Annotated in this window: 24 protein-coding genes, 6 tRNA genes and 1 rRNA gene; 3 read left to right on the forward strand and 28 right to left on the reverse strand. The window is 40.8% G+C overall.

What is annotated here, in order from left to right:
* The first annotated feature begins 109 nt into the window (after nucleotides 1–109).
* Nucleotides 110–631 (forward strand): D-glycero-alpha-D-manno-heptose-1,7-bisphosphate 7-phosphatase, encoded by a 522-nt coding sequence (locus ACFOJ8_RS10320; protein WP_380656843.1) that lies wholly within the window; start codon nucleotides 110–112, stop codon nucleotides 629–631.
* A gap of 76 nt (nucleotides 632–707) precedes the next feature.
* Nucleotides 708–1775 carry an aldo/keto reductase gene (locus ACFOJ8_RS10325; RefSeq protein ID WP_380656845.1) on the forward strand — a complete coding sequence of 356 codons (1068 nt, stop codon included), beginning with the start codon at nucleotides 708–710 and terminating at the stop codon, nucleotides 1773–1775.
* A gap of 70 nt (nucleotides 1776–1845) precedes the next feature.
* Here ACFOJ8_RS10325 and aldA read toward each other — a convergent pair whose 3' ends face one another.
* The 20 genes from aldA to ACFOJ8_RS10425 form a co-directional block, all read right to left on the reverse strand.
* Nucleotides 1846–3297, reverse strand: coding sequence for an aldehyde dehydrogenase (gene aldA / locus ACFOJ8_RS10330; RefSeq protein WP_380656848.1), 1452 nt, complete (start codon nucleotides 3295–3297; stop codon nucleotides 1846–1848).
* A gap of 84 nt (nucleotides 3298–3381) precedes the next feature.
* Complete coding sequence (locus ACFOJ8_RS10335) at nucleotides 3382–4131, reverse strand: SDR family NAD(P)-dependent oxidoreductase (protein ID WP_380656851.1); 750 nt, start codon at nucleotides 4129–4131, stop codon at nucleotides 3382–3384.
* A 174-nt stretch (nucleotides 4132–4305) separates the two neighbouring features.
* Nucleotides 4306–4434: a hypothetical protein gene (locus ACFOJ8_RS10340; protein ID WP_380656854.1), complete on the reverse strand. Its 129-nt coding sequence runs from the start codon at nucleotides 4432–4434 to the stop codon at nucleotides 4306–4308.
* A 411-nt stretch (nucleotides 4435–4845) separates the two neighbouring features.
* Entirely contained in the window at nucleotides 4846–6981 is a 2136-nt protein-coding gene (locus ACFOJ8_RS10345) for an ATP-dependent Clp protease ATP-binding subunit (RefSeq protein ID WP_380656856.1), read from the reverse strand.
* Between the two features lie 244 nt (nucleotides 6982–7225).
* A complete protein-coding gene (locus ACFOJ8_RS10350) occupies nucleotides 7226–7597 on the reverse strand; it encodes an iron chaperone (protein ID WP_380657140.1) in 372 nt (123 codons plus the stop codon).
* A gap of 124 nt (nucleotides 7598–7721) precedes the next feature.
* On the reverse strand, nucleotides 7722–8495 hold the full coding sequence (locus ACFOJ8_RS10355) for a SurA N-terminal domain-containing protein (protein ID WP_380656858.1): 774 nt from the start codon (nucleotides 8493–8495) through the stop codon (nucleotides 7722–7724).
* Between the two features lie 116 nt (nucleotides 8496–8611).
* On the reverse strand, nucleotides 8612–8995 hold the full coding sequence (locus ACFOJ8_RS10360; protein WP_380656861.1) for a winged helix-turn-helix transcriptional regulator: 384 nt from the start codon (nucleotides 8993–8995) through the stop codon (nucleotides 8612–8614).
* A gap of 127 nt (nucleotides 8996–9122) precedes the next feature.
* Nucleotides 9123–9677, reverse strand: coding sequence for a 6-phospho-3-hexuloisomerase (gene hxlB / locus ACFOJ8_RS10365; protein WP_380656864.1), 555 nt, complete (start codon nucleotides 9675–9677; stop codon nucleotides 9123–9125).
* A 1-nt stretch (nucleotide 9678) separates the two neighbouring features.
* Nucleotides 9679–10320: a 3-hexulose-6-phosphate synthase gene (hxlA, locus tag ACFOJ8_RS10370; RefSeq protein WP_380656866.1), complete on the reverse strand. Its 642-nt coding sequence runs from the start codon at nucleotides 10318–10320 to the stop codon at nucleotides 9679–9681.
* Nucleotides 10321–10529: 209 nt separating this feature from the next.
* Entirely contained in the window at nucleotides 10530–11231 is a 702-nt protein-coding gene (locus ACFOJ8_RS10375) for an L-2-amino-thiazoline-4-carboxylic acid hydrolase (protein ID WP_380656869.1), read from the reverse strand.
* Between the two features lie 433 nt (nucleotides 11232–11664).
* Entirely contained in the window at nucleotides 11665–13083 is a 1419-nt protein-coding gene (locus ACFOJ8_RS10380) for a glycoside hydrolase family 1 protein (protein WP_380659924.1), read from the reverse strand.
* A gap of 57 nt (nucleotides 13084–13140) precedes the next feature.
* Entirely contained in the window at nucleotides 13141–14406 is a 1266-nt protein-coding gene (locus tag ACFOJ8_RS10385; RefSeq protein WP_380656874.1) for a PTS sugar transporter subunit IIC, read from the reverse strand.
* Nucleotides 14407–14464: 58 nt separating this feature from the next.
* Nucleotides 14465–14773, reverse strand: a complete 309-nt coding sequence (locus ACFOJ8_RS10390) for a PTS sugar transporter subunit IIB (protein ID WP_380656877.1) — start codon at nucleotides 14771–14773, stop codon at nucleotides 14465–14467.
* A 12-nt stretch (nucleotides 14774–14785) separates the two neighbouring features.
* The gene (locus ACFOJ8_RS10395; RefSeq protein ID WP_380657143.1) at nucleotides 14786–15076 is read right to left on the reverse strand and encodes a PTS lactose/cellobiose transporter subunit IIA; all 291 of its coding nucleotides are present in this window, start codon (nucleotides 15074–15076) and stop codon (nucleotides 14786–14788) included.
* A 285-nt stretch (nucleotides 15077–15361) separates the two neighbouring features.
* Entirely contained in the window at nucleotides 15362–17269 is a 1908-nt protein-coding gene (locus ACFOJ8_RS10400; protein ID WP_380656880.1) for a BglG family transcription antiterminator, read from the reverse strand.
* Nucleotides 17270–17846: 577 nt separating this feature from the next.
* Entirely contained in the window at nucleotides 17847–19649 is a 1803-nt protein-coding gene (gene glmS / locus ACFOJ8_RS10405; protein ID WP_380656883.1) for a glutamine--fructose-6-phosphate transaminase (isomerizing), read from the reverse strand.
* Between the two features lie 331 nt (nucleotides 19650–19980).
* A complete protein-coding gene (gene glmM, locus ACFOJ8_RS10410; RefSeq protein ID WP_380656885.1) occupies nucleotides 19981–21330 on the reverse strand; it encodes a phosphoglucosamine mutase in 1350 nt (449 codons plus the stop codon).
* A gap of 25 nt (nucleotides 21331–21355) precedes the next feature.
* On the reverse strand, nucleotides 21356–22297 hold the full coding sequence (locus ACFOJ8_RS10415) for a CdaR family protein (protein WP_380656888.1): 942 nt from the start codon (nucleotides 22295–22297) through the stop codon (nucleotides 21356–21358).
* On the reverse strand, nucleotides 22284–23108 hold the full coding sequence (cdaA, locus tag ACFOJ8_RS10420; protein WP_380656890.1) for a diadenylate cyclase CdaA: 825 nt from the start codon (nucleotides 23106–23108) through the stop codon (nucleotides 22284–22286). The genes ACFOJ8_RS10415 and cdaA overlap by 14 nt, the downstream gene beginning before the upstream one ends.
* A gap of 22 nt (nucleotides 23109–23130) precedes the next feature.
* Complete coding sequence (locus tag ACFOJ8_RS10425; RefSeq protein WP_380656893.1) at nucleotides 23131–24078, reverse strand: helix-turn-helix domain-containing protein; 948 nt, start codon at nucleotides 24076–24078, stop codon at nucleotides 23131–23133.
* 164 nt (nucleotides 24079–24242) lie between these two features.
* Between ACFOJ8_RS10425 and ACFOJ8_RS10430 the strand changes: the two genes are divergently transcribed.
* Complete coding sequence (locus ACFOJ8_RS10430; protein ID WP_380656896.1) at nucleotides 24243–24698, forward strand: ArsR/SmtB family transcription factor; 456 nt, start codon at nucleotides 24243–24245, stop codon at nucleotides 24696–24698.
* A gap of 45 nt (nucleotides 24699–24743) precedes the next feature.
* Here the strand turns inward: ACFOJ8_RS10430 and rocF are convergent, their stop codons facing one another.
* The 8 genes from rocF to rrf form a co-directional block, all read right to left on the reverse strand.
* Entirely contained in the window at nucleotides 24744–25661 is a 918-nt protein-coding gene (gene rocF / locus ACFOJ8_RS10435) for an arginase (protein ID WP_380656898.1), read from the reverse strand.
* 128 nt (nucleotides 25662–25789) lie between these two features.
* A tRNA-Lys gene (locus ACFOJ8_RS10440) sits at nucleotides 25790–25862 on the reverse strand.
* Between the two features lie 4 nt (nucleotides 25863–25866).
* A tRNA-Gln gene (locus tag ACFOJ8_RS10445) sits at nucleotides 25867–25941 on the reverse strand.
* 5 nt (nucleotides 25942–25946) lie between these two features.
* Nucleotides 25947–26027, reverse strand: a tRNA-Tyr gene (locus ACFOJ8_RS10450).
* A gap of 1 nt (nucleotide 26028) precedes the next feature.
* Nucleotides 26029–26104 (reverse strand) — tRNA-Val (locus ACFOJ8_RS10455).
* Between the two features lie 7 nt (nucleotides 26105–26111).
* Nucleotides 26112–26183 (reverse strand) — tRNA-Glu (locus ACFOJ8_RS10460).
* Nucleotides 26184–26214: 31 nt separating this feature from the next.
* A tRNA-Asn gene (locus tag ACFOJ8_RS10465) sits at nucleotides 26215–26289 on the reverse strand.
* A 29-nt stretch (nucleotides 26290–26318) separates the two neighbouring features.
* Nucleotides 26319–26418 (reverse strand): 5S ribosomal RNA (gene rrf, locus ACFOJ8_RS10470); the annotation flags it as partial.

The raw sequence follows: 26418 nt of genomic DNA on the forward strand, positions 1-26418 counted from the left end.
ACATTTTAACTCTACAATTAAATGACCTATTCCCGTGATATATAAAGAGAGATCGTAATATACCAAAGACTTAAAAGTTCGATACAAATAACAAAGAGGGTGGAAAAGCATGCAAAAGGCAATTTTTCTTGACCGTGACGGTGTAATCAACGAAGTACTCACCCGTCGGGTCAGGTTCGTCAATACACCTCAGGATCTTTTCATTATTGAAGGTGCACCAAAAGCAATCAAACAATTTAACGATGCAGGATTTAAAGTCTTCATAGTTACAAACCAGGGTGGATTGGGGCTCGGGTTCCTGAGCGAAACTGCTTTGAACCGTATCCATGACGTATTAATCGAGAGACTCAAAGCATATGGCGCACGTGTAGATGACATTGCTTACTGTCCACACAAACCTTCGAGCGGATGTCCCTGCAGAAAGCCGAAAGCGGGCATGCTCACCGACCTTGCTTCACATCACAATATTCTGCTTCGCGATAGCTACATGGCTGGAGACCGGGAAACTGACATTGCAGCTGGGAAGAATGCAGGTGTACGTACTGTCCTCATCAACAAGAATGATCGAATGTTCGATGCCGACCATCAGTTTGATACATTGCTAGAATTTTCGAATTGGCTGATCAGATAGATGAAGCGAGGCGCTCTCATGTTTATACTGGTGCCAAAAGGGAAATGAATTCCCAAACGCGCCTAAGGAGGATATTATGGATTATATCTATCTGGGAAACTCCGGATTGAAAGTACCGAAATATATTTTGGGGACCATCCCATTCAGTGGAACAAACGGTTTTGAAGGCACAGGAAACATCGATGCAGAAGCAGCAAGAAGACACATCGATATCAGCCTCGATGCAGGTATAAATATGTTTGATACTGCCAATCTGTATTCAAAAGGGGATGCAGAAAAAGTACTGGGTGAAGCCATTAAAGGCAGACGCGATAAGTTGATGCTTACATCGAAAACCGGTTTCGACCTTGGAGATGATCCGAACGCTGTGGGTGCATCACGTTATAACTTGGAAACAAGCATCAACCAGAGCCTTGAACGCCTCGGAACGGACTATCTTGATCTCTATTTTGTACACTTATGGGATGGTCGTACACCGGTGGAAGAAACGATACAGACTATGAATGATCTGGTCAAGTCCGGCAAAATCCGCTATTGGGGTGTGTCTAACTATAGTGGCTGGGCACTCGCTAGAACGTATACTATGGCAGAACAAAATGGGCTCATCCCACCAATCACCCAACAGATCTACTACACACCAGAAGCCCGGGAAGCAGAGTATGAGCTGTTGCCAGCAGGCGCTGAACTTGGTGTTGGTTCCATGATCTGGAGTCCACTTGGTGAAGGACTATTAAATGGCAAGATAGACCGCAACAATAAAGCACCTTCAGGCACTCGCCAAGGAAACGGCTGGCCAGAGCCTTGGGTAAAGGATGAAGAAAGATTATATGATGTAATCGATGCACTGAAAGAAGTAGCTGAAAATCGAGGTGCTAGCGTACCTCAGATTGCGCTTGCATGGATCAAGGATCGACCGAATGTCGGCCCAGTGGTCATCGCAGCGAGAAATGAAGACCAACTACGTGACAACATCGCATCATACGATATTCATTTGACACAGGATGAACATGACCGAATTGAAGCGGTGGCACGACCTGAACCCTTCTATCCGCTCTGGCATAGGACCATGAGCAGTATGGCCAAAGGTTCACCTGCAGAAATGGCCTATCTTGAAGGTTATAAGAAATCAATGGGCATCGAATAAACGTATCGAATTAAAAGTAAGAGGGGTGGCTCAATTGAGCCACCCCTCTTACTCATTTTATTTGCAGAATTTATTTTTTATTGTTTTTATACTGCATATATACCACTTGCGTCACCAGGAAATCCTCCATACCATACTTACCGTCTGCACCACCCAGACCGGATTGTCGCATACCAGCATGATACCCCTGTACGGCTTCGAAGTTTTCTCTGTTTACATACGTTTCGCCAAACTTCATTTCGTTAACGACACGCATCGCCTCATTCAGATCATCGGTATAGACAGAAGAGGATAAACCGTAAATGGTATCATTAGCCATCTCGATTGCGTCGTCGAGTGTACTGTAGATGGTAATCGGAATGACCGGACCGAATATTTCTTCTTTCATGATTGTCGATTCGTGAGTTACGTTAGTCAGGATTGTCGGTTTGTAGAAGAAGCCTTTGTCCACATCCGCCGGACCACCGCCTGTAACAACCTCTGCACCTTCAGAAATGGCAGTCTGGACCATCTCATCGACTGTTTCAAAGCGATCCTGGTTGACTAGCGGGCCAAGGTCAGCAGCCTTATCCTTGCGTGGATCACCAAGAGTTTTCGATTCAAATACGGACTTAAGTTTTTCAGTCAAAGCTTCCGCAACGCTTTCATGTACATAGACCCTCTCGGCATTTGTACAGGCTTGACCATTATTCGCAAGCCGGGAAGTGGTGATATGCTCTGCTGCAAGATCCAGGTCTGCATTCTGTGTTACTATAGCGGGCGCTTTCCCTCCAAGTTCGAGATTCACTTTCGTGATATTCTGAGCTGCCGCTTCCATCACTTTAGTGCCGGCACCAATACTCCCCGTCATCGTCACCATGTGGACTTGCTTATGGGAAGCTAGCGCATTACCAATTTCAGAACCTGAACCTGTCACGACATTATAGACTCCTGCTGGAATCTCTTCCATTTCATCTATAATTTTTGTAAAAGCCATGGCCGTATTTGGGGTATGCTGACTTGGCTTGATCACTATTGTACAACCAGTAACCAATGCGGTCGCAACTTTCCTCGCCAGTATGAATACCGGGAAGTTCCATGGAATGATTCCAGCCACTACTCCGATTGGCTTCTTATAGACGAAAATATTTTCATTTTCACGATCACTTGGGACAATATCCCCTTCAATTCTTCTCGCCCATTCAGACATGTATCTAAAGTAGTCGATTGCGAGGTCTACTTCTCCACTGGCAAGCTCATAGTCTTTGCCTTGCTCTTCTTGTAGTAGATCGATGAATGTATCTCTTTGCTTTTCTATCTCATCACCCAACTTGCGCACAATTCTGCCACGTTCGATGTTCGGTGTCAGCTCCCATTTCTGCTGGATATCAAAGGCCGCTTGGACTGCCTTTTCGACATCTTCTTCAGTACCTTTTGGTGTGCGCGAAATCACTTCTTCAGTAGCCGGATTAATGATATCAATCCAGTCGTCTCCTGTTGATTCGATATATTCTCCATTGATGTACAACTGATGTGTTTGCACAATAAAAGCCTCCTAAATATATTTAGGAGACTTTTCCCTTTTGAATCAATCATAAACAAACTGAATTTTTGAGGAGGGCTTATATTATTTCGTGTTCGTAAACCCGCCATCTATGCGAATCACTTCACCATTAATGTACTCTGCCTTTGAAGTCAGTAGGAATGCAACCAGTTCTGCAACCTCTTCAGGTGTACCCAATCTTTTTTGAGGAATCCCACCCGCTGCATTTTCTTTCATCTTAGGGTTCGCTTCATAGAATGCTTTAACCATCGGTGTTTCTGTCGGCCCCGGTGCTATCGCATTCACTCTGAGGCCATCTTTAGCGTATTCTGCAACCATACTTTTGGTCAGTCCAATGATGCCGTGCTTTGTAGCAGAGTAAGTCACTACCGAATCCTGGCCGATGACCCCGGCACTTGAAGCAGTGTTAACGATTGCGCCCCCACCGTTTTTCAGCATCACTTCAGAGACATAACGTACGCCATACAAGGCGCCAAGCAAGTTGATACCGACTATTTTTTCTATTTCCTCTATTTCAGTATCGAGAAAATACTTCCCACTGCCTGATATTCCAGCGTTATTGAAGAAATAATCGATAGTACCAAAATGTTCTACCGTCTTATCAACATACTGTTTCACATCACTAGGATTTGAGACATCTGCTTTAATGAAGATTGCATCGGCGCCTGCTTTCTTCACCATATCGACTGTCTCATTTCCACCTTCTTCATTGACATCGACAACAGCGATATTGACGCCTTCTTCCGCAAGTCGAACTGCAGCAGACTGACCAAGCCCGCTGCCTCCACCTGTAACGATTCCAATTCTAGCCATTTTATTACCTCCGTATTTTGAAATATTTCTACGATAGTATTATATATCTCTAAAACTATATGTTTAAACACCATACCAAGAAAGCATACCTCATGTGCCGATATGAAAATTAAGTTGTATTTCTCTTTATTTCGACTTAATGCAATTAGATTGACAATTCACCTGACACGCAAGCTATTCCGGTTGTGGCGTGTCGTTGATTGTCTGCTGCTGATCGAAATCGTCGTCATTACTATGCATACCACAAGCTGATATAAATACGCTCATTGTAAAAATAAGCATTACTGTTCCAATACGCTTCATTTCAAACTCCTTTCAAAACAGAGTGCTCGGCTCCCTATCCTTTGAATTATGCATTTGTCTCAAATTTTAACATAGACTACTGGACTTTTACCCACAATACATACTGGTACCCCCTAAAGTATTGTCTTGCCTTTACCGGCTACAGTTTGTGCCACCACAAAACTTCTCTAATCCCCCTGTCCCTGTGTACAAAGAACGAAGAAGAAACAATTGTATCCAAACTTCAGATACGATTGTTTCAACATCTCCTTCGATGAATAGAGTTAAAACGTGCTGACCTTGCAGACTTCAACATCTCCCAAATGTAATCAAACCCAGTGAGTCCTGTATATTGTTTAAACAAATATATAGGTTTCCAATATAAAAAAAGCCGAAGACAGTAGGCTGTCTTCAGCTGATCATATATCTGTATTAGGCTCTCGCTACTACAATTTCTCCATCTTCCACGATCACTTTCACCTGATCGACTGCTGCTTCTTCAAGAAGCAGGTCTGTCAGCTGATCTTCAATCTTGTCTTGAATAACCCTGCGGAGTGGTCTTGCACCAAAGCGTTTATCATAACCGAGTCTCGCAAGCTCACTTTTCGCTTCTTCAGTGATTGAAATACTTATTTCATTCTCTTCGACCGTGTCCTGAAGCTCTGCAAGCATCAGATCGACAATCTCAATCAGGTTATCTTCTGACAACTGGTTAAAGTTGATGATAGAATCGAAGCGGTTCAGAAACTCGGGCTTGAAATACTCACTCAAGTTGTCGAGGGTAGAGACAGATTCGTGCTTATCTGGACTAAAGCCGACACTCACAGTATTCACGCCTGTACCCGCGTTACTTGTCATGATAATGACTGTATCTTTGAAGCTTACAGTACGCCCGTGCGAGTCAGTGAGATGTCCGTCTTCCATAATTTGCAGGAACATATTTTGAACATCTGGATGTGCTTTCTCTATCTCATCAAGCAAAATGATACTGTACGGGTTGCGGCGGACCTTCTCAGTTAGCTGACCTGCTTCCTCATGGCCGACATAGCCCGGAGGTGACCCGATAATCTTAGAGACCGTATGTTTCTCCATATACTCACTCATATCGAGTCTGATCATTGCATCACGGGATCCAAATAGTTCTCCTGCAAGTGCTTTAGTTAATTCAGTCTTGCCGACACCTGTTGGGCCGACGAATAGGAAGGACCCGATTGGACGATGTTTAGATTTCAAACCTGCTCGGCTTCGGCGGATGGCTTTAGATACTTTACCGACAGCTTCTGCTTGTCCAATGACCTTATCAGCGAGCTGTCCTTCAAGATCACGCATCTTCTTCTGTTCATCTGACTGCAGTTTTGTTACAGGAATACCGGTCTTCTCTTCAACAATCAGCTGGATATCAGTCACTTCCACATCGAGCGTTTGTTCTTTGTCCTTCGCTTTCTCAAGTTGCTTCTCAAGCTGGATTTCCTGATACTTGAGATTTGCTGCCTTTTCATAATCTTCACGCTCAGCAGCTGCATCTTTTTCCTGGGCGATTTCAGTTAAACGCTGCTGAATAGTCGTCGCGTCTCCTTCTGCGTTGGAAAGATTTAGACGTGACCCGACTTCATCCATAAGGTCAATCGCCTTATCTGGCAAGAAACGGTCTTGGATATAGCGGTCAGATAAGCTGACAAACGCATGAATGGCCTCGTCGCTATAGCGCACCTCATGGAACTTCTCGTATCGATCTTTAATACCTTGGAGAATCATTTCCGCTTCTTCGAGCGTAGGTTCTTTAACGATAATCGGTTGGAGTCGGCGCTCCAGTGCTGCGTCTTTCTCGATCTGGCGGTACTCTTTAAGCGTTGTCGCACCGATGATTTGCACCTCACCGCGTGCCAGTGCCGGCTTTAGGATGTTACCAGCATCCATCTGTGACCCTTCGGAACTTCCAGCACCGACAAGCTGATGTATTTCGTCGATAAAGAGAATAACCTCTTCACGTGCCTGGAGCTCTGCAATTAGTTGCTTCAAACGCTCTTCAAATTGTCCACGCATTGTTGTATTGGCCACAAGGGAAGCAACATCAAGCACGTAGATTTCCTTGTTTGTCAGTTTAGCCGGAACAGCACCTTCGACAATTTTTAATGCCAAACCTTCTGCAATTGCTGTCTTACCGACACCCGGCTCACCGATCAGTACTGGGTTATTTTTATTTCTTCTGTTCAATGTTTCGATAACGCGCTTGATTTCTTTATCACGTCCGATAACTGGGTCAATGTTACCACTTCTAGCTTCGTCAGAGACATTTTTGCCCAGTTGATCGAGCAAACCATTCTTCTCGTTACTCTGTCTTTGTTTCGTTTTCGTTCCGGTTTGACCGGCGCCATTTCCTTGGAAATATTTATTATTGCCATTATTATTTTCAAAAGAAGAACCGGAGAAGAAATCGTTGCCACCCATCATCTGGCTTCTGATTTCATGGAAACATTCATTACACAAATGTACTTCAGTCTGTTGGTGGTTGATGTTCATTGATAGATTGACGTGAGCATCATTAAGACCACAATTTTGACATTTCATGTGTTATTCCTCCTTGATTTAAAAAAATTAGCCCATCAATTTGTTTGACTAAATTTGACTATAATAATATTATAAACCTCTTTATCTATTGATACAACAAAGATGCTCATAATTAAATTGAAATATATTCAATTAAAATCATAATTACTGACTATTTTTGACTATTTATATTATATGATGATGCACTTTTGCCTTCAAGTTTTGAGCTCACAAAAAAGAAGCCTTTCGGCTCCTGCGAGGTATACTATTTTCTCCAGAATGTACTACATTCTGCTTTATCTTCAATGTTGAATGTTATTAATTTTTCGAGCAATACGTAATCAATAGGCATATCCCAAGGTACACGAATAATATTGTTAGTGTAATCATAACCTGCCTCTTCAATAGACCCTATATTGTGAATGATGCCCGCTGCCTCAGGTGCAATAGCAAAATGTTTCTTCGATACACTGAACCCGATAATATATGTCCCGTTATGCGTAAACATCGGTTGGTTCCACTTTACTACCGTATCCAGCTCAGGATAGTTTTCCTGAACCCACTCGAGCGTTGATTTCAGTTTTTGTCTGTACTCCAAATCAGCCATTTTGTCTAAAAAGGCGTGGTATACCTCCATGCCAATTCCCCCTTCGACTTCTGTGATTAACTTCATTATAAACCATCAGAAACAATCAGCCCATATTGAATACTGCCAAAATAAAACCTTTCCAGTGTTGTTTCAACTGGAAAGGTTTATATCATTATAGATTAATTGTGACATCTGCATTTTCACGAAGTTCATCAGCATAGTTGCGGGTAGCCTCATTTGCTTTCTGCTCCCGAACGTTGGCCTCCAGATTATCCTCCACTTCTTCAAATGGTGGCAGCTCTTGTTCTCCACCCGTTTCTTCCTGTTCCGCTACTGCATCGTCGTAGACACTTTGGAGCTCTTCCTCAGTAACTTCGATTTCACCAATTTCTTCATCTAGCAGTTTATCTTGACTCAATCCATCACTGAGTTGCATGCGCACTTCTTCTTCCGTCAGACCCTGCTCTTCCAGTGCAGCGAAGAGTTCATCTCTTGATTCGAGACCGTTTTGTTCCACGAGATCATCGATGACGGCATCCACTTCTTCATCACTGGTTTCGATACCCCGGTTCTCGGCTTCCTGCCTGAGAAGTTCTTGACTGACGAGGCCATCGGCGACTTGCTCTTTCACTTGCGCTTGATTCACCTCTTCGCCAGCCATCTGTGCTTTCATAGCAACCTGCTGGAACTGTGGTACATAAACTTGTTCAAATTCATCTTTATTGATTTCTTGACCGTTCACTTCAGCAACAACATCTGGTACATCTTCAAGGTCCGGTTCAGGCATTTCCATCTGCTGGTCTGATGCACCCTCACTATCACCTGTTGCCACATCTTCTTGATTCTGTGTCTCCTCATTTGTATTATTTGCTGAATCGTCATCTCCACAAGCAACCATAACGACTGCAAATGCACTAAGGGATAAACCCAGTAACCATTTCTTCATCTACAAAAGCTCCTTCCGATGCATATTGTCCGTCATTTTACCATACTCTCTTTAAGTATACATTCTCGAAGCCTCTGATACATGAAATCGTTCTTTTTTAGTCACACATTTATAGTCTAACCATTTGATTCGTAGCTTTTCTCTGTACATTCGGGCTGCGCGTGCTCATCAAGATTATTCTTGATATAATCCTTCCCCCACTCGTACATCGAATCCAATATGGGAATCAAGGTCCTTCCTTGGTCAGTCAGTGAATATTCTACTTTTGGCGGTACTACCGGATATACTTCCCGATGCACAATCAAATGATCTTCCAGTTCGCGTAACTGATTAACTAGCATTCGCTGTGTAATACCAGGCATCAGTTTTTTCAACTCACCAAAACGCTTTGTGCCTCCTTTACCAAGATGCCAAAGCACCAGCATCTTCCACTTTCCGCCGATAATTGAGAGTGTTAGTTCTTTTTCACAGTTGAAGATTTTGTCGTTCAGATTCGGCATCTGTGCTTCATCCTTTCCTGATATGTATAAAAATTATGATATACCCTTATATGCATTAAAATCTAGTAAACCGCTTCATAAGAAAAACCTGGACCGTATGCACCGGATCCAGGTTCTCTGTAATTATTTATTCCAAATTTGCGTGTCGCCCATACATTCCATCGGACTTTAGTCCCTTTTTATCCATGAGGCCTAGTATCAAAGCATCATAAAAGAGTAGAAGGGACTGCTCAAATAGAGAGCCCATAGGCTGGATTGACTTGCCGCTATCACCATCGGATTTCGCCTGTGCCGGTATCTCAACTACGACATCCGCCATTTCGCCGATAGTAGAATCAGGATTTATAGTAACGGCAACTATCGTCGCTCCAATCTTCTTTGCTTTCTTGGCCATGGATACAAGGCTCTCCGTTTCACCAGAGCCGGAACCGACAATGAATATATCATCAGTTTCAAGATTTGGTGTTACTGTTTCTCCTACTACATAAGCATCGAGATCAGTGTGCATCAGACGCATGACAAATGCTTTGGCCATGAAGCCGGAGCGGCCACCGCCTGCGACAAAGATCTTTTTTGACTTTAGTATACTGTCTACTACTAGTCCAGCACTCTTATCATCCATGCCTGAAAGTGTATTTTTGAGCTCACCTAATATTTCCTCTGTGAACCTTCTGTGCGTCATTTTAAGAAGTCACACTTTCTTTAATCAGCTTTTTAATTTCCGCTGCTTCCGCACCTTTATCTTCTTTGCTTGTAATGCCGCCACCCACGATGATGAGATCTGGTTGTGCTTCAATTACTTCCGGGAGTGTTTCAAGTTTAATTCCGCCAGCAATTGCTGTGTGTGCATTTTTGACAACACTTTTGATAGTACGCAGGTCTTCAAATGAATCTTTGCCTTCAGCCTGTAGATCGTAACCTGTATGAACACAGATATAATCTGCACCAAGCGCATCAAGTTCTGAAGCGCGTGTTTTGATGTCTTTTACGGCAATCATGTCGACAAGTATCTTTTTGCCCTGCTTCTTCGCCTCTTCAACTGCACCTCTGATTGAGGAATCTTCAGCTTGGGCAAGAATAGTCACGATATCTGCACCAGCAGCTGAAGCGTTGGATACTTCGTATGCCGCAGCATCCATGATTTTAACATCTGCAAGTACTTCCAGTCCTGGGAATGCAGCTTTGACTTCTTCCACTGCTTTCAGACCTTCCTTGTTGATGACAGGTGTACCAATTTCAACGATATCGATATGCGCCTCTACTTCTTTGATCAATTCTATCGCTTGTGGGATATCCACTAGGTCTAATGCCAGTTGCAGTTTCATATATATTTCTCCTTTGAGTATTGATGTGATGTAAATCCAGTGTATGCCTTGAAATCATTAATGTGAAGTACGCACTTTAAACGCACATAGTGATGAAAAGTATACCATGAGTCGTGGCGGGGTCTCGTGGCGTTAATAATAAATTGCAGACAATAAAGCCAAAAAATATTTGAAAGGTATAAATAAAAAACCAGCAGATAATCTGCTGGTTACTTCTCTTCATTCATCTTGAAATGGAAGTGACATTGCCCTTCACGTAAGACAAATTCATCGTGGACCACTTCAAAATCTTTGTTGTAGCCTTTAGCCAATGATGGATCGATCATCTGGCAGTAGAGAATACCGTACTGCCCTGTCCCGTCATCTGCCCATTGCTGACCAAGCGGGCAGTATGTGAATGTCTGTTCAAATTCCCCATGACCAGGAACCGTATCTACTTCAAACAACTCACTTCTTGCCATGTCATAATTGTTAAGATAGTTTTCAGGAGTATTCTCAAGACCGTTGGTACGGGCACGCTGGGCGATTCCCTGACCGCGCTTCTTGCCAAAGCGTTCGACAGCGCGCCTTACAACATCTTCGCCTTCTTCACCATACTTATCAACAATCTGTTTTGAGATCTCAGCGAACATTTTTGAAAAACGTGCAAATGCCGTCAGTGCCGAATACTTCTCTTCGCCTTCGACAACTTGTGGAAGGTATTCGTAAATGAAGTGATTCTCGCCCTCAGCAGTGGCCTTCTTAGCAAGCGTTTCTGCATCTTTCATACCAAATGATTCAAGACCCTTCCCAACAAGTCTGCGCCCCTCTTCTCCATAAGTTTCTATAGACGAAAGGTGCAACTCATTAAACATTTTAGCTGTAATCATATCCATCGACAATGCCTTCATCATCAGACTTTCCTGGCTCATTCCGCATGTCTCCTTATAAAATTTTATTGTTCATCCATTATAAGAGAATATATCCGTATAAGCTATTGAATTGTTTTAAGTATGTCAATTTATAATCGTCTTGATTGGTAGGCTGTCCATAAAGGTGTTAATCAAATTAAAATTGGGTTTTGCTACAGCAATGATGTACCAGCTAAAACTATATTTACTAATTATTTATCAAAATTTTAGTACACGCCCTTTTAGAAAATAATCAATCTAATAACTTAGCTTATTTTAAACACTTTGCTCGAACAAGCGACTAAACTCCCAGCAAGGGAACTGTTAAACTTTGCTCATCTATTAAAAAAATATTTAACAGATTCTAAGAAGGGAAATAAAGAATAAGGTTTTAAAATATATTAAAGTTGCCTGAGAACCATTTTTATACAATGGTTCTCAGGCAACTACAAGTTCAATTTTTGTATAGTTCTTCTCCATTCGAAGCTATAACTTTTTTANAATCAAAACTGTCCTTTTTAACTCGCTTCAATGTTCCATTACCTTGGTCGTCTTTGTCTACATGTATAAAACCGTACCTCTTTTGCATCTGACCAGAACCTGCACTAATGATATCTATAGGCCCCCAGTAAGTATAACCCAAAATTTCACAGCCGTCTTCGATAGCTTCATTTATTTCAATTAAATGTTTCTTTACATACTCTATTCTGTAATCATCATGTATCTTACCGTCTTCTGATACCGTGTCTTTAGCCCCTAGCCCATTTTCGACAACAAACAATGGTTTTTCATATCTATCGTATAATTCATTGCATACGTATCTCAATCCTTTAGGATCTATTGGCCATCCAAAGTCGGAATTCTCTAAGTATGGATTCTCATATCCCATGCTACCGCCAGTTGATTCGAAGATTGGTGTTCCTGCTTTATAAGTAGAAGTTAAATAATAACTAAAAGCTAAGAATGAACACGTGTTCTCGCTTATTAAAGCATCATCGTCCTCTTCTTTTTCAATCGTAATATTATGTTCCTTTAAAATTCTATCTGTATAAGAAGGATATTTGCCGCGCAACATTACATCCGAAAAGAATAGAGATCTTCTTCTGTATTGGTAAGCACCGAAAATGTCTTCTGGATCACAAGTATTTGGATAGAAAGCACTTAAAGATAGCATACAACCCACTTCATTTTCAGGCATAATCTCTTTACCCAATTTAACAGCCATCGCATTCGCCACGAACATATGGTGACTTGCCTGATAAACTCTTTGTAGTTTATCGGGACCGTCTTCAATACGACATGCCCCAGCTGCGAAAGGGATTTTATGCATGTTATTCACTTCGTTGAATGTCATCCAATATTTCACTTTGTTTTTATAACGATTGAATATGACTTCACAGTATCTACTAAAGAAGTCAATCAATTTTCGGTTCTCCCATCCTCCGTATGCATCAACTAAATGCATCGGTGTTTCATAATGAGATATTGTTATCATTGGTTCAATACCGTTCTTGATTAACTCGTCGAATAAATTATCATAAAACTCCAAGCCATGTTCATTCGGCTCTTTCTCATCGCCATTAGGGAAAATTCTTGTCCAATTAATTGAAGTTCTGAATAGAGTAAAGCCCATTTCTTTAAACAGGGCAATATCTTCTTTGTACTTGTGATAAAAATCTATAGCTTCGTGACTAGGATAATATTTATCAGAATCAATCTCTTTATCCGATACTCCTGATATTATCCCACCTCTTACTACGTCAGCTATAGAAACGCCCTTACCATCTTCATTCCAAGCACCCTCTGCTTGATTAGCAGCAATAGCTCCTCCCCAGAGGAAATCATCGGGAAATGTTCGACTTTCGTTCACCATGCAACCACTCCAATGTAATTAAATTTTTTAGACTGATATTTTGTACTTTACTCGCTGCTATACCTGCTTCTCTTCTTCTAAAGCCTTTCTATCTAGCATCTTTAAGAATGGATAGTAAATTAACATGTTGAGTATAATTAACATGATTTGTAATACTATTAAAAATGCTGATCCGGCTAAAATAGAGTTAACAAATACTGGTGTACCTAGAGGTATGTGAAGTCCATTAACCAACGGAAATATTCCTAGATCCATCAATGTATAAGAGATAATTGCATTTGATAGGGGAGCAACAATAAAAGGTACTGCCATATAAGGGTTCAGAACAATCGGTAAACCAAAAATTAATGGCTCATTTATCCCAAAGATTACTGGGGGTAGAGACAACTTGCCTAAAGTCTTATATCTCTGACTTTTAGTAAAGAAAGTTAGAAGTATACCGAGAGAGAGTGTTGCTCCTGCGCCGCCAATAATTACAGCGACAATTAAGAATCCTGTGTTCACAATATTCTCTGGTGCATTACCAGCTGCAATGGCGTCTAGATTTTCCAATCCGAGCGGAATCCAAACACCATAAAGAATAGGTAAGATTGATAAAGTTCCGTGAATGCCAAAAAGCCATAGAGTATGTATAACTAATACAAGGATGACCATTGACCAGAATCCTCCGCCAAGATTTAGGAGTGGCGCTTGGATAAACGTATAAACAAACTCATGTGCACTTCCGAAACTCGTTAGTCTAAACAATCCGCTTATAATAGTAAAGAGTACCACTATTACTATACCTGGAAGTAGTCCGGCAAATGTCTTTTCAACAGTCGGGGGCACACCGGCTGGCATTTTGATTGTCCAGTTACTATCCACTATGAATACATAGGCCCTAGCAGATAATAAACCGACAATGATTGCGACAAAAAGCCCTTGGGCCCCTAGAAATTCTACTGGTATTACGCTTGCTTCATCAAGAGTTGCAAAGGGTGTTACTGTAAAGAAGCAAATTAATGCTATGATACCTGCCACTACTCCGTCATGATCAAACAAAGATGCAAGTCTGTACGCTATGCAAAAGACAGCATAAAGTGCAATGATTGAAATGGTTACAGAGGCTGGAAGAATCAGTACCGATTTCAATCCTGTGTCTGTAATGAAATTCTGGTACACATCCCAGTTTATGTTAGCAATAAGCGTTGAAAGCGCACCGATGATTATAGCAGGTAATGCTAAAAGCAGACCTTCAGATACTGATTTTAGATACCTATTCTCTCCCATTTTTCCTGCAAAACGTTGTAAATTACTTTGTATAGCTTCTGAACGTGCACTCATATCTACACTCCATTCATTAAAAGTTACGAAACAGCATTATAGCGGTGGTGTGAAGTGATTACTTAGAATCTATCAGTCCTAATGCCCAATCAAGAACTTTTTGGCCATTCATCGTTCCATAATCAACACTATTGATGACTTCTACTGGAATACTCGGCTCATATTTGTTTTTATAGTCATTTTTGAGATAAGAAACTTGGGGGCCTAATAATAATACATCTGCTTCATCGATGTATTTTTTTATATCTCCACCAGAAGTTGCCTGAATAGTAACTTCTTTATTACTCGCGACTGCAGCTTGCTCCATTTTATTAACAAGCATACTCGTAGACATTCCTGCTGCACAAACTAATAGAATATTTTTCACTTGATCTTCCTCCTACAAATTTATAGTTTTTTTAGTTAACTCAATAATTTCGATGGCTAAATCTCTGACAGTCATTGCATTCATAAAATGATCTTGGGCATGTACCATGAGTAAGGAGACTTCAGTTTTTTCACCTCTCGATTCTGCTTGAATTAGATCTGTTTGAATACGATGGGCTTTGTTCAACTCGTTGCTAGCTTCTTCAATTAGTGATTCAGCGACTTCAAAATTCCCTTGTTTGGCTTCTACCATTGCATTCATAGCAGAACTTCTTGCATTTCCGCCGTGAATAATGATTCCCATGATTACTTCTTGGTTTTCCACTTTTTCACCTTCTTTTGAATTGATATGTTATTACTGAAACTATACAGCTAAATTGCTGCTATCAAAAGTTAGCCTTTTTCCATATGAAATGGAAATAGTTTATACTTAAATTTGCTTTAAAGTTACGTATTAAATTAATAGAAAGTAAAAAACTGCTTACACAGACATCAAACAGATAACTCGAGCAACTAAAACAAGCTCCCAAATAAGTATGGTATACATACTTATTTGGGAGCTAATGTTTGCTACTATTGTATTGATTAACTACATTCCTTTCACAATTTGCATTATTTTATCCGGATTTTTTTCAGATATTATTTGTTGTACAATCTCGTAATTATTAATAAAACTAAATAGTTTTTCATACATTGGTTTTAACTCTTCCTTGTTTTCATCTGCTACATGAAGTAGGCAAACGAATTGGACTTTATTTTCACCCCAGTCGATCGGCTTCTCTAAAGTTGCTATCGTCCAAAAAGTGTGGGAAGATTTAGCCACTAATGGGTGAGGAACGGCTACTAAGTTTCCATAACTTGTTGATGCAGCACGCTCTCGTTCTAATACGCTTTCTACAATTCCCTCTTCAGTCAATTCTTTTCGAATGAGTTCATTTCCCAAGTATTCAATTACTTCTATAGGTTTTTCAAAAGAGAGATTAGTATAAATTAAATCTTTTTTTAAATACTTATCAATGATAGAGCTACTTCGGTTTCCTACCATCTCTTCTAGTTTAATTAATTCAGTATCTCCGAAAAGTGTACCTACTATAACGTAAGGAACATCGACTGTATTTGGTAGAGGAACTGTAGTAACAATAAAATCGACATTTTCTTTATTGTATTTTGGTAAGTTATGCAATTCGGTAGTACCAATTATATTCAATCTATCTCCAAACTTTACCTGCAACTTATACGACAAAAGTTGTGAGCTGCCCATCCCTGTAGTACATACTATGAGACATCTTTTAGGTTCCGAATTCAGTTTAGCCCTCTCTATGGCTGTGCCAAAATGAAGTGCTATGTAACCGATTTCATTTTCGCTCACTGTAATTTTGTATTCTTCTTCAATTACTTTTCCAGCAAGAATAGCAGCGTCAAACGCAACTGGATAATTTACCTTAATTTCTTCAAGCATTGGATTACGCAAATTCATATGATGTTGAAATCTGTGAATAGCAGGTTTCAAATGTAGGGCAATTGCAGTGAGTAGTTCTTTATCTCCAGCGATATTTAAATTGAACTGCTCCTCGACCCTGTTTATTAATATTTCTACAGTATTTGAAACTTTAAGATCAAATTCACTTTTTAAATTTGATTGGCTTTCGTTCAGTAGTAAACTAGTTCCTAATAGATGCATTGCCACATATAGAACTTCAACCTCTGGAAATGCTACGTTTAATCTATATTCAATATTGTTGATAATTCTTCTTGCCATCGAATATTCTTTCTTCATCTCAATATTATTTTCATTTAAATTTATTACATATTGATTGCTCTTTATTCGCTTAGAAGCAATAGCAATATGTATAACTAAATTTTGTAAAGAAATATCAGACAAGTTAAAATTAAAGGACTTTAGTTCTTTTAGTATGGCACTGCGAATCAATTCCATGTCTTCTCCTGGCAATAGCCAAGATTTATAGTCATAATCGTCCTCGATAAGAACGGGGTGCTTAAAGAGCAATTCTGAAATAGCAAAACGTATATTTTTTTCATTTCCACTAATTTTTAATCCGTACTTAGGTTTTTGCATCAGGGTTAGACCATATTTATCTATAATCATTTTTACGTCTTTAATATCATTCTTTATTGTAGATCTACTTACGTATATTTCTTCCGCTAAATCCTCTAACTTTAAATACTCTGAGGATAAAAGGAATTTTTCGACCAAAAAGTTTACTCTATCTCTTGGTTCTGTTGGAATGTTATCATCTATTTTAATAAGATCGTATACCGATTGTTTGAAATTTTCACCATCTCCTATCTGTAATTGATAGCCTTCATTTCGATTAGAAACAATTCTTGCTCCAGTAGATGATAAATACTGATCAATTTCTTTTAGATCGTTTCTAATTGTTCTGGAACTAACTTGAATGATGTGAGCAAGCCGTTCTCCCTTAACTTTTCTTTCTTCTAGAATTATCTTTAATATTTGCTGTTGTCGAGCATTCAAAGTAGATGCCCCCCTTACATTTTCATTGTAAAATCTTCAATCAATTATCTGGGTATAAAAGTTTTCCTGTTGCTGAGGAAAACTTTTGTCTTATGGTTATTAAATACTATTTATTATGATAGAAATTACAGATATTATTTTGAAGATAATTAAAGAATTAAAGTCAAATATGTATAGACAAATTTTTTAACTATTTAATATAAAAAATTTTTATCTTCAAAATTACTAAATAAAGAATATTATACTCTGTGCCGTATGATAATACGATACTATGCTCTACTAACAAATATTTATAAGAGATACTAGGAAAATAAAATTTAGAATCTCAAAAACTTTAAGGTCAGCTTCGTAATACATCTAATAAGCTCTCTCGCTTGTTTATATAAATATGCTCGTATACCAAGCTTTTTTAACAACCCAAATATTAGATTGAATTAAAAATAGCACAGCTCATTTGAGCCGTGCTATTTAGCACTAACTATTTCAACAAGTTTCATCAGAAATAGCTAATATTAAAATCCTTGAACTTAGAATGGTATTTAAAGCTCACTTTTTACCATTTAAAAGGTACTTAGTACTATTCTACTGTAACTGATTTAGCCAGGTTTCTCGGCTTATCAACATCATTACCGCGGTGCAGCGCTGCATAATAGGCGATAAACTGGTAAACGACGACTGACACGAGTGGTGTGAGCATCTCATGAACGTGTGGAATAACGTATGTGTCACCTTCCTGGTCTAACCCTTCCATGGATACTACGCACACTTTAGCCCCGCGTGCTGCGACCTCTTGGGCGTTCCCTCGGATGTTTAGATTAATCTTCTCCTGCGTCGCCAGTGCGAAGACAGGTGTATTTTCTTCGATCAGTGCAATCGTACCGTGCTTGAGTTCCCCACCAGCGAACCCTTCAGCCTGGATATAGGAGATTTCTTTTAGCTTCAATGCACCTTCGAGTCCAACATAGTAGTCCATTGCTCTACCGATGAAGAATGCGTTTCTTGTAGTCTCAAGATATTCGCTGACGATTTGCTCAATTGCTGGCGCGTCATCAATGATTGCTGTAATAGCTGTTGTCACTTTTGCGAGTTCCTGCATGAGGTTAATCTCAACGTCTCTGCCAGATTCTCTTGCTGCAACCTGTGCTAGGATGGAAAGTACCGCAATTTGTGCTGTGTATGCTTTTGTGGAAGCTACTGCAATTTCAGGTCCTGCATGTAGTAACAACGTCTGATCCGCTTCTCTTGAAAGTGTGGATCCCGGAACGTTAGTTACTGTCAATGACTTATGGCCACGTTTTTTGATTTCAACGAGTACAGCACGGCTGTCAGCTGTTTCGCCAGACTGTGAAATGAAGATAAACAACGGTTTCTCGGATAGGAGTGGTGTGTTGTAAACAAATTCTGAGGCAACATGGACTTCTGTCGGTACACCTGCCCATTTTTCGAAGAATTCTTGACCGACCAATCCTGCATTGTAACTTGTCCCTGCAGCAACGATATAGAGTCTATCTGCATCTTTTAACTGTCCAATGATTTCCGGATCAATTTTTAATTCTTCATTTTCATCCTGGTACTCTTGGATGATCTTTCTCATTGCGGCCGGCTGGTCGTTGATTTCTTTGAGCATGTAGTGCTCATACGTGCCTTTTTCAGTATCACTCTCATCAATTTCAGCGATATAAGATTCTCTCTCGATTTCTCTGCCCGCTTTATCTTTAATGATGATTTCATCCGCTTTCAGCAAGACAACTTCGCCATCCATCAGCTCTACAAATTCATTCGTCTGCTGGAGCATTGCCATAGCATCTGAAGTGATAACATTAAAGCCATTCCCTCTGCCGAGAAGTAGCGGAGATTTGTTCTTCGCTGCATAGATGACATCGTTCTCTTCCTCATCCATCAAACCGATGGCATAGGAACCGTGTAGTATTTCTAATGTTTTATTGAAAGCTTCTTCTGTAGACATACCTTCCTGTGCAAAACTTGCGATGATTTCGACAACAATTTCAGTATCCGTACTAGAAATAAGCTCCACATTTGGAATGTATTCTTTTTTAATTTGTTCATAGTTTTCGATGACACCATTGTGAACGAGTGTGAAACGTGCATCTGCACTTTGGTGCGGGTGTGCATTTTTCACATTCGGTACACCATGCGTTGCCCATCTTGTATGACCGATACCTGTCGTTGCATCGAAGTTCATATCGACTTTTTCACGGAGATCCTTGATTCTACCCTTCTCTTTGAAAACTTCTACCGCTTCGTCGTTTCTGACAGCAATACCAGCGGAGTCATAGCCACGGTACTCCATTTTCTCCAGCCCATATAGCAATATTTCTTTAACATCCTGATTTCCAATATACCCTACAATTCCGCACATTAAAAAAACGTCCTTTCGGCTTCTGATTTTAGTATATGATCTCTGCGCTGTCCTATTGGTCACCCAAAAGTTTTAACAGTTGATCTCACGAATACTTCAGTATCCGGGACAGTATCCGCCGATAATCGATGACTGTCCTCCTCGTCAGCAAGCATAGCTTGCCCAGGCGCTATTCCGATTTCTTAAATTCCATTATCCTCCTTTTTTCCTTACCATAAACATTGTAATTTAAATATGTATATACTGCAATATATATATGCTTTTTGCATCTAAAAAGAACTTTAGTCAAATAAAAAAACCCTTCAGATTATATATCTGAAGGATTGATACTTTATTCGAGTCCCATTTCTGTCTGAACTACATCCGCAATGCGATTGCTGTATTCGACAGCCAACTCTTCTGTCTCTGCTTCTACCATGACACGGACAAGCGGTTCGGTACCAGAGGCTCTAACAAGAACGCGCCCATTCCCATCCATTTCCTTTTCAACTTCTTCAATTTTCTCTGCTACAACTGCATTATTTACGACATTATATTTATCGGATACACGAATGTTTACCAGTTCCTGTGGAAATGTCTCGACTTGCTTAGCAAGTTCTCCAAGAGTTTTTCCGGTAGATTTTACAATAGCAGCCAGGTGTAGACCTGTCAGGAGACCATCTCCAGTAGTGTTGTAATCCATCATGATGATATGGCCTGACTGTTCTCCCCCAAGACTATACCCACCAGACTTCATTTCCTCGACTACATACCGGTCACCAACTTTGGTCTTATTGCTCTTTAAATCATGCGCCTCAAGTGCTTTATAAAAGCCAAGATTGCTCATGATAGTGGATACGACCATATCCTCTTTCAGTTGACCTTCGGACTTCATGTGCTGCGCTAAGATAAACATGATCTTATCTCCATCGACTATACTGCCACTCTCGTCCACCGCAATAATCCTGTCACCGTCTCCATCGAAAGCGAATCCGAAATCACATGATTCCTTCTTGACTAGCTCAACAAGTTTCTCAGGATGAGTCGAACCGAAACCTGCATTGATATTAGTACCATCCGGACTGCATCCGATGGTTACCGTATCTGCTTCTAAATCTCCAAAGAGATAAGGCGCAAGAGAGTAGGTAGAGCCGTGTGCGCCGTCAAGCGCAATCTTTAGTCCTTCGAAGTCGGCATCTACAGTCGACTTGAGATAACTGACATACTTCTGACCGCCTTCGTAGTAATCAGATTTGTGACCGAGATCGACACCTGTTGGTCTTGGTAGAGTATCTTCTTCCATATCAAGTAATTTTTCGATTTCCGCTTCCTGATCATCTGTCAGCTTAAAGCCGTCAGAACCGAAGAATTTAATACCATTGTCACCGACTGGATTGTGTGAAGCAGAAATCATAACCCCTGCGTCAGCGTCCATCTCTTTCGTCAGATAGGCGACACCTGGTGTGGAAATGATACCAAGACGCATGACTTCAGCACCAGTGGAAAGTAGACCAGCAACGAGTGCAGACTCGAGCATTTCGCCTGAAATACGCGTGTCTCTTCCGACTAGGACAGTTCTATTTTCACTTTTCTGTCCTGCTAATACATAACCACCGAATCTGCCCAATTTAAAAGCCAGTTCCGGGGTCAACTCTGTATTCGCAACCCCTCTTACTCCATCTGTACCAAAATATTTACCCATGATGTTCTCCTTTTTTGTTCAAGTTTTATCCGTTTTCCTGTTCGATCTCTATATCTGCCTGAAGAACGGCTGGTTCCGATCGGTCCACGCCTTCAGGTATATCAATGCCAACGTCTTTGGTCGCAGAACTTTTCATGCCTGCTACATCCACCACAACATTAATTTCATCAATTTCTGCGAGTACTTCTTCTGTACCAAACACTTCAATCGTATCATAATTGAGTGCCACATCGTTCAGCACGTAACCATCAGCAACAGAACCGTCCACTTCATAGCTAACAGACACTTCTTTGCTGCGTTCCTCAACGTCGATTTCTACACGCACATGTGCTGGATCGATACGTACGTCGAGCTTATTGAACTGAGTATCGAAAGCACTGACTTCTGCTTCATCCACCCTGTTCTGTGTAATTCTGGAGTTGTCTTCAAGCGTTGCCCGTACATATTGTATACGATTCATTTGACTCTCTCCACCCATGACAGTAACAGTTTGAGGTTCTATCTGTACAGACTCAAGGGTATGATTCGGTCCAACACGACTATCACTGACTTCTGCCTGTACTTCGAATGTACGTGTCACCATTTCCTGTATGTTTACATTGGCTGTCTCCGGAACGACCTCTGCAGTCACGTTATCAGGAAGCCCCTCGACTGTGAAATGTTCTTCGTATTCGCCGAGGTTACGATTCCTCAGATCAAGTACGACCCTCAGATCTCTCGTAGTTTGAAGACGCTTCACATTCGAAGTATTACCATAAAGCTGGACATTGACTTGCTCTGGAGCGCCAGATACATATTGCGTCTCCTCATCATAGAGGATTTCCACAGGTAGCGCATCCACTACTTCTGTCTCCGCTACGTTTTGATCTGTATAAAGTAGTTCGTCAAACACATTATTGGCGGACAGGAACATAAATAGCGCGAGCAGCAATGCAACAAATCTCAGACCCCATTTACTTTCTAGCAAACAAACCGCCTCCTTCCCTTAGCGGTGGAAGTATGTTCCAATGTGTTTTCAGCAAATCATCGAGTTCCTCGAGTGTAATTTCTTTTGTCAGTCTACTATCATAGGTTACCGATATATTTCCAGTCTCCTCTGAAACAACTACAGTAAAAGCATCTGTCACCTCCGACACTCCTACTGCTGCCCGATGTCGTGTACCAAGGTTCTTAGCGATCTTGCTGCTATCAGATAGAGGCAAGTAGCTTGCTGCTGTCGCTATCCTATTGCCTTGAATGATCATCGCCCCATCGTGCAGTGGCGTATTGGGTATGAATATATTAATCAAAAGCTCTGATGTAATGTTGCCGTTGATTGGTATGCCCGTTTCTATATAGTCTTTTAACCCTGTCTCTTTTTCGAAGACGACCAAAGCACCGATTCGTCGCTTTGCCATATAACGCACGGATTTAATCATGGCTTCTCTTAGCTTATCCATTTCTGTAGACGAACTGCCACTGGTATTGGTGCGGAACAAACTGCCGCGACCCAGTTGCTCAAGTGCGCGCCTGACCTCCGGCTGGAATATGACAATGATGGCCAGGAAACCCCACTCAAGTACAGTGTCGAACATCTGGGTTGTCGTCGTCAAATCAAAGAAGTTACTGATTGATCGGCCGATAAGAATAAGAAAAATTCCTTTTATCAGCTGAATGGCTTTTGTCCCCTTCATCACTCTTATCAGGAGATATACCACATACCATACAATCAGCAGATCGACAACGCTCGAGACCACAGTGGCCGTATTAAGGCTTTCAAAAAAATTGTCTGTCTGCATAATGCGTCCCTCACTTAATCATTCATATAAAGCTCATTCTCTCTTTCAATTCATTATGGATACTTAAAAATACCTCGTCCTCCTTGAGTAATTCAGGATCAAAATCGAGACTTTTAAATGCTTCTTCTGCCAATTTTATACTGCCGTTGCCATACTTTGCGTAGCAGTTTAAAAGCTTGGCCAAATTATCTTGTGATTCGGCAGTCAAGGTATCCAATTCACTGAACTTTTCCAACATAGCAAGATTTTTTCCTTCAATTAGAAGAAGTTCATCGCGTCGGTAGTCAACATACAGTATTTTCGAGTGTTTTCTAATACGCCCTACAAAACGAGATGATGTGAAATACTGACCGCACTTCTGATAGCATTCCGCAATTTCGTACATAATACGAATGACACAAAGGTCCAAATCGGAAAACTTGAGAATGATGTATAGGGTATCCTCAAGGAGATCAAGTGATTCTTCGTATTTTTGTTCATTAGTTAATATCTCTACTTTAAGTATAATGGCGTCAATATAGGAATTGTTAATTGAGACAGTAGACAGCAACTCGAGTGCACGGTCTACGTGGAACTTGAGTTTACGCTTATCCCCTGAATGCTTGAAGTACTTGGCATAAAGCAGGTGAATCCTTCCACTATCCGGTGCAGGAATCTGGTCTACAGATTCGTATTCTTTTTCGATAAAATAATGGAGGGAAGTATAGTCCCCTTGATTAACTTTCTGTTCATAATATGCAATCTCCCTAAGTATTTCTACATCGTTATAACGGAAATGGGAAACTTCCTGCATAAAATCATTCACCGAACAGTTCAGTCTTTCACTCAATTTGATCAATACATTAGTGGAAGGGTGTACGCTTCCCTTTTCGATAAGGCTGAGATATGTTCTCGAAATAATACCGTCTGCCAATTCTTCTTGGGTCAAATTATTGTTATTGCGTATTTCTTTAATCCGCTGTCCGATCATAAAGGTGCCCCTTTCACTGTCTTAACAGTTCCATCATACCAAATAGAAAAATATGCAACAAATGTTACAAGTGTTATGAAGCATACAAAACCACTATCTATTTAATTGACATCGCATTTACAGTTAATCATACTATAAATATACATTATAAGGGGGGTTTCTCCATGAAAAAACTACTCGTAATCGATAATCTAGCTCAATTGAAAAGTGTGAGTGACCCTTTTAGAATCCAACTGCTCACAATGCTCGCTGAAAAGCCAAAAACCGGGCAGATGCTTGCTGATGAACTGGAGATTCCACGAGCAAAAATCCACTATCATCTGAATGAGTTGCTTAAGAATGAAATTATTCATGTTGTAAAAACCGAGGAAAAAAATAGTATTATTCAGAAGTTTTACGAGCCAGTAGCACGTAAAGTCGTTCCGAACCTCGACCTCCTGAAATACAGCCCTGACGAAAAGAAAAAGGATAGTATGTCTTATAATCTTCATATAAAGGAAGACGACCTTAAGCAGTTCAAAAAAGAATTGAAAAACTTTGTCAAAGATAACTCTGAGAAAAAGAACGCCAAAAATTCGAAGGATTACAAAGTTCAGATCCTCCCCTTAGGAGAAGAGTAGACCATCAAATATAAACAGCATCTCAAAAGAGATGCTGTTTGTTAGTTAAAGTTGTTTTTTCCCAAAAAGCCATGCAGCAATTTCAACTGCCTTCTCGGCGGTCATATTCTTATTATCAAGAAGAGGATTTACTTCCACCAGATCCATTGAAGTGATTTGTCCGGACACATTTAACACCTGCATCGCAAGCTGTGTTTCTGAAAGCGATAGCCCACCAGGCACAGGCGTCCCTGTGCCTGGCGTCTCCAATGGATCCAATCCATCTACATCAAGAGAAAGATGGATGCCGTCACATCTCTCACTCAGATGCGATATAGCTTCTCCGACTACGGCTTTAATGCCTTTGACCCTGATATCCATCATAGTGAATGTTAGTATGCCATTTTCTTTAATATATTTTTTTTCACCTTCATCCAGATCACGCACACCGATAAGTACGACATTCTCAGGCTTGATTTTCTGACCTTCATTGTAAAGGTTAACAAGGTCTTGATCCCCAAATCCACATGATATGCCAAGTGGCATGCCGTGAATATTGCCTGTAGGTGAAGTTCTACTATCATTCAGATCGCCATGAGCATCATACCAGATGACTCCCAAGTTATCGTAGTGTTTGCTTATTCCGGCAAGGGAACCAATCGCAAGAGAATGATCTCCTCCGAGTATCAGCGGGAAAGCGCCACTTGCGACTGCATCATCTACTTCTGCTGCCAAAGATGTATTAAAACTTTTAACAGCATTATAGTTTAAAAGATTACTCTCTTTTCTATTAACATACTGACTTGCTATACCATCGGTCTCACATGAAACATTGCCCCTATCTGTTATAGACATCCCTAATTCACTAAGTGTTTTTACGATGCCTGCATGTCTAATGGCATCAGGACCAAGATCGACACCAAGTTTCGGCTGGCCGAACGATGTCGCAGCTCCTATTATATGTACATTTCTATTCTGAGTCACATAAATCCCCCTTAATGTAAGCGCTTATACTCTACATAGTATACAACATCGGATTTTTATGCAATCAAATAATCATCAATGAATAAATGAAATAAAAAAAACATCTTCCATAAGGAAGATGTTATTAGTGAGCCATAGAGGATTCGAACCTCTGACCCTCTGATTAAAAGTCAGATGCTCTACCAACTGAGCTAATGGCTCTGAATGGCTGGGCTAGCAGGATTCGAACCTGCGCATGACGGTACCAAAAACCGTTGCCTTACCGCTTGGCGATAGCCCAATAAATGGAGGGGGGCAGATTCGAACTGCCGAACCCGAAGGAGCGGATTTACAGTCCGCCGCGTTTAGCCACTTCGCTACCCCTCCGTGGTGGAGAATGACGGGTTCGAACCGCCGACCCTCTGCTTGTAAGGCAGATGCTCTCCCAGCTGAGCTAATTCTCCATTCAAATGACCCGTACGGGACTCGAACCCGTGTTACCGCCGTGAAAGGGCGGTGTCTTAACCGCTTGACCAACGGGCCTTGATAGTTAATATGTATTTAAACAAAAAAATGGCTCCACAGGTAGGATTCGAACCTACGACCGATCGGTTAACAGCCGATAGCTCTACCACTGAGCTACTGTGGAATAAAACTGTAAAAAAAATAAAACATACTGCCCGGCGGCGTCCTACTCTCACGGGACGTCAGTCCAACTACCATCGGCGCTGGAGAGCTTAACTGCTGTGTTCGGCATGGGAACAGGTGGGGCCTCTCC

Origin of the sequence: Salinicoccus sesuvii (genome assembly GCF_042648145.1) — a bacterium.
Lineage (GTDB): Bacteria > Bacillota > Bacilli > Staphylococcales > Salinicoccaceae > Salinicoccus > Salinicoccus sesuvii.